The 5,248-nt window shown below is 68.9% G+C and carries 4 protein-coding genes and 1 pseudogene; 3 read left to right on the forward strand and 2 right to left on the reverse strand.

Annotated elements, in window-relative coordinates:
* From ABZW74_RS23845 to hflX, 3 genes and pseudogenes are all read left to right on the forward strand, one after another.
* Window positions 1-434, forward strand: a pseudogene (locus ABZW74_RS23845) (tRNA (adenosine(37)-N6)-dimethylallyltransferase MiaA); the annotation flags it as partial.
* A 29-nt stretch (window positions 435-463) separates the two neighbouring features.
* Window positions 464-1,369 carry a diaminopimelate epimerase gene (gene dapF, locus ABZW74_RS23850; protein WP_355279896.1) on the forward strand — a complete coding sequence of 302 codons (906 nt, stop codon included), beginning with the start codon at window positions 464-466 and terminating at the stop codon, window positions 1,367-1,369.
* 44 nt (window positions 1,370-1,413) lie between these two features.
* On the forward strand, window positions 1,414-2,892 hold the full coding sequence (gene hflX / locus ABZW74_RS23855; protein WP_355279898.1) for a GTPase HflX: 1,479 nt from the start codon (window positions 1,414-1,416) through the stop codon (window positions 2,890-2,892).
* A 66-nt stretch (window positions 2,893-2,958) separates the two neighbouring features.
* Here hflX and ABZW74_RS23860 read toward each other — a convergent pair whose 3' ends face one another.
* Window positions 2,959-3,219, reverse strand: coding sequence for an HPr family phosphocarrier protein (locus tag ABZW74_RS23860; protein WP_240856974.1), 261 nt, complete (start codon window positions 3,217-3,219; stop codon window positions 2,959-2,961).
* 80 nt (window positions 3,220-3,299) lie between these two features.
* Window positions 3,300-5,248 (reverse strand): fructose-specific PTS transporter subunit EIIC (locus tag ABZW74_RS23865; protein ID WP_355279900.1); only part of this gene is annotated, 1,949 nt, incomplete at its 5' end.

Below are 5,248 nucleotides of genomic sequence, written 5' to 3' on the forward strand. Positions count from 1 at the left end.
GCCGGATCGTCCGAGCGCTCGAGGTCGTCGAGCTCACCGGCCGCCCGTTTGCGGCCTCGGCACCGCAGATCGGCGAACCACGCTGGGGCACAAGAATTATCGCGCTCGACCGCGACACCGCCGAGCTCGACGACCGGATTCGGGAGCGAACGCGGCAGATGTTCGCCGACGGGCTCGTCGACGAGGTGCGTGAACTGATGCGGCACGGTCTCGTCGAGGGGCGTACCGCGTCGCGGGCGATCGGCTACGTCCAGGTGCTCGCCGCCCTGGCCGGAGAGTACGACCTGGAGACCGCGGAGGAACTGACGTTTGTCGGTACCCGGCGCTACGTGCGCCGCCAGCGGTCGTGGTTTCGGCGCGACCACCGCATCGTGTGGCTCGACGCGAGTGCACCCGACCTCGCCGACCGCGCGCTCGACACGGTGCACGGCTGAGTGCCCTGGCGCGCACGTATCCTGGACCGATGACAGCGACGACCGGCTTGCGCTTCGCGAAGGGGCACGGCACCCAGAACGACTTCGTGATCCTCGCCGACCCGGCGGCCGAACTCGACGTCGACGCGGCGCTGGTCGCGGCACTGTGCGATCGGCCCCGGGGCATCGGGGCCGACGGCCTACTGCGTGTCGCACGATCCGGCGCGCTGGTGTCCGGCGGTGTGCTCGACGGACTGCCCGACGGCGTCGAGCCCGACGACTGGTTCATGGACTACCGCAACGCCGACGGCTCGATCGCCGAGATGTGTGGGAACGGCGTCCGGGTGTTCGCGCACTTCCTCCGGGCGAGCGGGCTCGTGGACGTCGACCGTTTCACGGTCGGATCCCGCGCGGGTGGCCGGCCGGTGACCGTGCACAGCTTCGACCACGTCCGCGCCGACGTCACCGTCGAGATGGGTGTTGCGCGGGTCGGCGACGACGGCAAGGTGCGCGTCGGTGACGACCTCTACGTGGGAACCAAGGTCGACGTGGGCAATCCCCATCTGGCCTGCGTCGTCGGCGAGCTGACCGCCGATGCGCTCGCCGCGGTGGACTTCACCACGGGTGTCGTGCTCGAGCCCGACGAGTTTCCGCACGGCGCGAACGTCGAACTGTTGACTCCGCCCGAACCCGCCGACGACGGGGTGCTCACCGCGCACATGCGGGTGTTCGAGCGTGGGGTCGGGGAGACCCGCAGTTGCGGCACCGGTCTCGTGGCAGCCGCCGCGGCGGCCTTCGCCGGACGCGGCGAAACAACCGGCGACCTGCGCATCCACATACCCGGTGGCACCGTGCGGGTCGCGATCGACGCATCGGGCGCTCGGCTGCGTGGCCCGTCGATGCTGGTCGCCGACGGGGTGCTCCGAGACGGATGGCGGGACGCGGGCGCGCAGTAAATGATGTGCTAAGCACACCGGCGACGTGCCAAAATGGTCGTAGTATGACCGAATCAGCAGCACACATCAGTTTTCCGGACGATCTTCTCGAGGCGCCCGAATCCACTCCCACGACATCCACTCCCACGACATCCACACCCACAACAGGCGAGCTCCAACTCTCCGAGCGCGCGTCACTGCAGCGTGTGGCCGGCTTGTCGACGGAACTCACCGACGTCACCGAGGTCGAATACCGCCGCCTCCGACTCGAACGGGTCGTTCTCGTCGGCGTGTGGACCGAGGGCAGCGCGGCCGCGGCCCGCGCCAACATGGTCGAGCTCGCGGCGCTTGCCGAGACCGCGGGTTCCCAGGTGCTCGACGCGCTGATCCAGCGTCGCAGCAAACCGGACCCCGCCACCTACATCGGGTCTGGCAAGGCCGACGAACTGCGCGAGGTGGTGCTGGCCACCGGCGCCGACACCGTGATCTGCGACGGTGAGCTCACACCCGCACAGCTGACCGCGCTGGAGAAGGTCGTCAAGGTCAAGGTGATCGACCGCACCGCGCTCATCCTCGACATCTTCGCCCAGCACGCGACCTCCCGAGAGGGCAAGGCGCAGGTGTCGCTCGCCCAGATGGAATACATGCTCCCGCGCCTGCGCGGCTGGGGTGAGTCGATGTCACGGCAGGCCGGTGGTCGTGCCGGCAGCAACGGCGGCGTGGGCCTGCGTGGTCCCGGTGAAACGAAGATCGAGACCGACCGGCGGCGTATCCGTGAGCGAATGGCCAAGTTGCGCCGCGAGATTCGCGGCATGAAGAAGGCCCGCACCACCAAGCGGGCCGCGCGCCGGCGCAACGCCATCCCGGCCATCACGGTGGCCGGCTACACCAACGCCGGCAAGTCGAGCCTGGTGAACGCGATGACGGGTTCCGGTGTCCTGGTGCAGGACGCACTGTTCGCGACGCTCGATCCGACGACGCGGCGCGCGACGCTCGACGACGGCCGCGCGGTGGTGTTCACCGACACGGTCGGATTCGTCCGGCACCTGCCGACCCAGCTGGTCGAGGCATTCCGATCCACCCTCGAAGAGGTGGTCGACGCCGACCTGGTGCTGCACGTGGTCGACGGGTCGGATGCCTTTCCGATGGAACAGATCTCGGCGGTGCGCCGGGTGATCAACGAGATCGTCGCCGAGGAGGGCGTGGCTGCCCCGCCGGAGTTGTTGGTGATCAACAAGATCGACGCGGTGGACGCCACCCGGCTGACCGAGATCCGCGGCGCGGTGGGAACCGAGGCGGCCTTCGTGTCGGCGCGCACCGGCGAGGGACTGCCCGAACTCTTCGAGCGCATCCGCGAGTTCGTGGGCTCCTCCGACGTCGAACTGACCATCGCGGTGCCCTTCTCGCGTGGCGACATCGTCTCGCGCGTGCACAGCGAGGGTGAGGTACTCGCGGCCGACCATCACGCCGACGGCACCACGATGCGGGTGCGGGTGCCGTCCGCCTTCGCCGGGGAACTCGCGCCGCTCGCGGTCGACGCCTGACACCGCAAGTCACGAGTGGCCGATCACCTCATAGGTGACCGGCCACTCGTTTCGTCGTCGGGCGGGTTACTCGGCGTCGAGGTCGCTCTCGACGAGTTTGACGATCGCGTCGAGGGTGTTCTGATCGTCGGCGGTCACGACGACCTTGGTGCCCTTCTCCGCGCCAAGCGTCATGATCATCAGGGCCGAGCCGGCATCCACCGGTTCACCGCCCTCGACCGCGAGGGTGACCGGCGAGCCGGCGTCCGCGGCTGCCTCGGCGATGATGGTGGCCGGGCGTGCGTGCAGGCCGACGGCCGATCCGACGACGGCGGTGGTACTGGGCATGATCGCTCCTTTGCTGAGGTTGGTATTGGGTTCTACTCTGCCAAGTTCGACCGCGTGGCGGCGCGAATCCGGCGAGCGTGTCACGCCGCGACGGGCTCGTAGGCAGGAACCGTCAGGGCGGCGCGGCTGGTGTGCCACTGCTTGGCGGCGATCACCAGGACTGCCGACAATACGGTTCCGGCCGCCAGCGACACCAGGAACAGCAGCCAGTTGTTCATCGTGAAGAAGACGAAGATGCCGCCGTGCGGGGCGCGCTGGGTGACGCCGAAGGCCATGATCAAGGCGCCGGACAGTGCACCACCGGCCATCATCGAGGGGATCACCCGCAGCGGATCGACGGCGGCGAACGGGATGGCGCCCTCGGAGATGAACGACGCTCCGAGCAGCCATGCGGCCTTTCCGTTCTCACGTTCCGGCTCGGTGAACAGACCCGGGCGCAGCACGGTGGCGAGAGCCATCGCCAGCGGCGGAACCATGCCGGCACACATCACGGCTGCCATGATCTCCAACTGCGCGGTGGTGCCGACTGCGAGGCCCGTGGTCGCGAACAGGTACGCGGCCTTGTTCACCGGACCGCCGAGGTCGAAGCACATCATGAGACCGAGGACGATGCCCAGGATGATCGCCGAGCCACCCGACATGCTGTTGAGTCCGTCGGTCATCTGATCGGTGACCCAGGCCAGGGGCTTTCCGAGCAGCATGTACAACAGAACGCCGATGACCATGCTGCCGAGGAGCGGGATGATGACCACAGGCATCAGACCTCGCGCCCACTGCGGTAGCGGCAATCGCGAGATCCACAGGCAGACAACGCCGGCGATGAGACCGCCGATCAGGCCACCGATGAAGCTGGCGCCCACCTGGACCGAGACGAGACCTGCGACGAAACCGGGTGCGATGCCGGGCCGGTCGGCGATCGCGAACGATATGTAGCCGGCCAAGGCGGGGACGAGCATGCTCATGGCGAGACCGCCGACGGCGAAGAGGACCGCGCCGATGTATTGACCCAGTCCGCCGGCGGGGAGATCCCACAGGCTGTTGTTGAGGGCGATGAACTGTCCGTCGTTCAGGGCGCCGTCCGGGTCCAGATTCGTGTTGGCGATCTCATATCCACCGAGGAACGGGAGGAAGGCCAGAGCGATCAGCAGGCCGCCGGCCGCCACGAACGGGATCATGTAGCTGACGCCGGTCATCAACGCTTGCTGCAGCTGCTTGCCGAGACCGACGCCGCCTTCGGGCGTGGCGTCCGACGCATCGGCGCCGTCCCCGGCGGTGACCACCGCGGCGTTCGGGTTCTTCGCTGCCGCAACGGCTTCGGCGATCATCGTGTCTGGTTCGTTGATCGCGCGCTTGACGCCGGATGCGATGACGGGCTTGCCGTGGAAACGCTCCTTGCCCTTCACCCCGACGTCGGTGGCGAAGATGACTGCGTCGGCGTTCGCGATGACGTCCGAGGCGAAGGGTGTGGTGGCCGACGAGCCCTGGGTCTCGACGGCGAAGTCGACACCGGCGCGCTCCGCGGCGTACTTCAGCGCGTCGGCCGCCATGTAGGTGTGCGCGATTCCGGTCGGGCAGGCGGTGATCGCGACGATGCTCGGCCGGTCACCGGACTGATCGTCGGCCACCGGCGCCGATGTTGCGGCGGCGGGTTTGGTGACGGCGACGGTGGATGCGGGCTTCGCGGCCGGATCGATCGCCTCGTTGACCAGGGCGATGACCTGGGCGTCGTCGGGTGCGCTCCGGAGTGCCTCGACGAAGTCCGGCCGGACGAGGGCGCGGGCAAGTGAACTGAGCAGCTTCATGTGTTCGCTGGCGCCACCCTCGGGTGCGGCGATGAGGAACACCAGATCGGCGGGGCCGTCGGGTGCCCCGAAGTCGACCTTCTCCGACAGGCGTGCCATCGCGAGGCTCGCCTCGGTGACCGACGCGGCCCGGGCGTGGGGGGGGGCGATGCCGCGCGGCCGGCCGGGGGGCGGCAGGGCGTCGCGGGCAAGGGGGCCGGGGGGGGGGGGGGGCGGGTGGGGGGTCG

This window comes from Gordonia sp. NPDC003585 (genome assembly GCF_040610755.1).
In the GTDB taxonomy this organism is placed as follows: Bacteria; Actinomycetota; Actinomycetes; order Mycobacteriales; family Mycobacteriaceae; genus Gordonia.

What these genes read in the sequence shown, in the direction of transcription:
- hflX (WP_355279898.1), top strand. Translation starts at nt 1,414, where the DNA reads ATGACCGAATCAGCAGCACACATCAGTTTTCCGGACGATCTTCTCGAG.
- dapF (WP_355279896.1), top strand. Translation starts at nt 464, where the DNA reads ATGACAGCGACGACCGGCTTGCGCTTCGCGAAGGGGCACGGCACCCAG.
- ABZW74_RS23860 (WP_240856974.1), bottom strand. Translation starts at nt 3,219, where the DNA reads ATGCCCAGTACCACCGCCGTCGTCGGATCGGCCGTCGGCCTGCACGCA.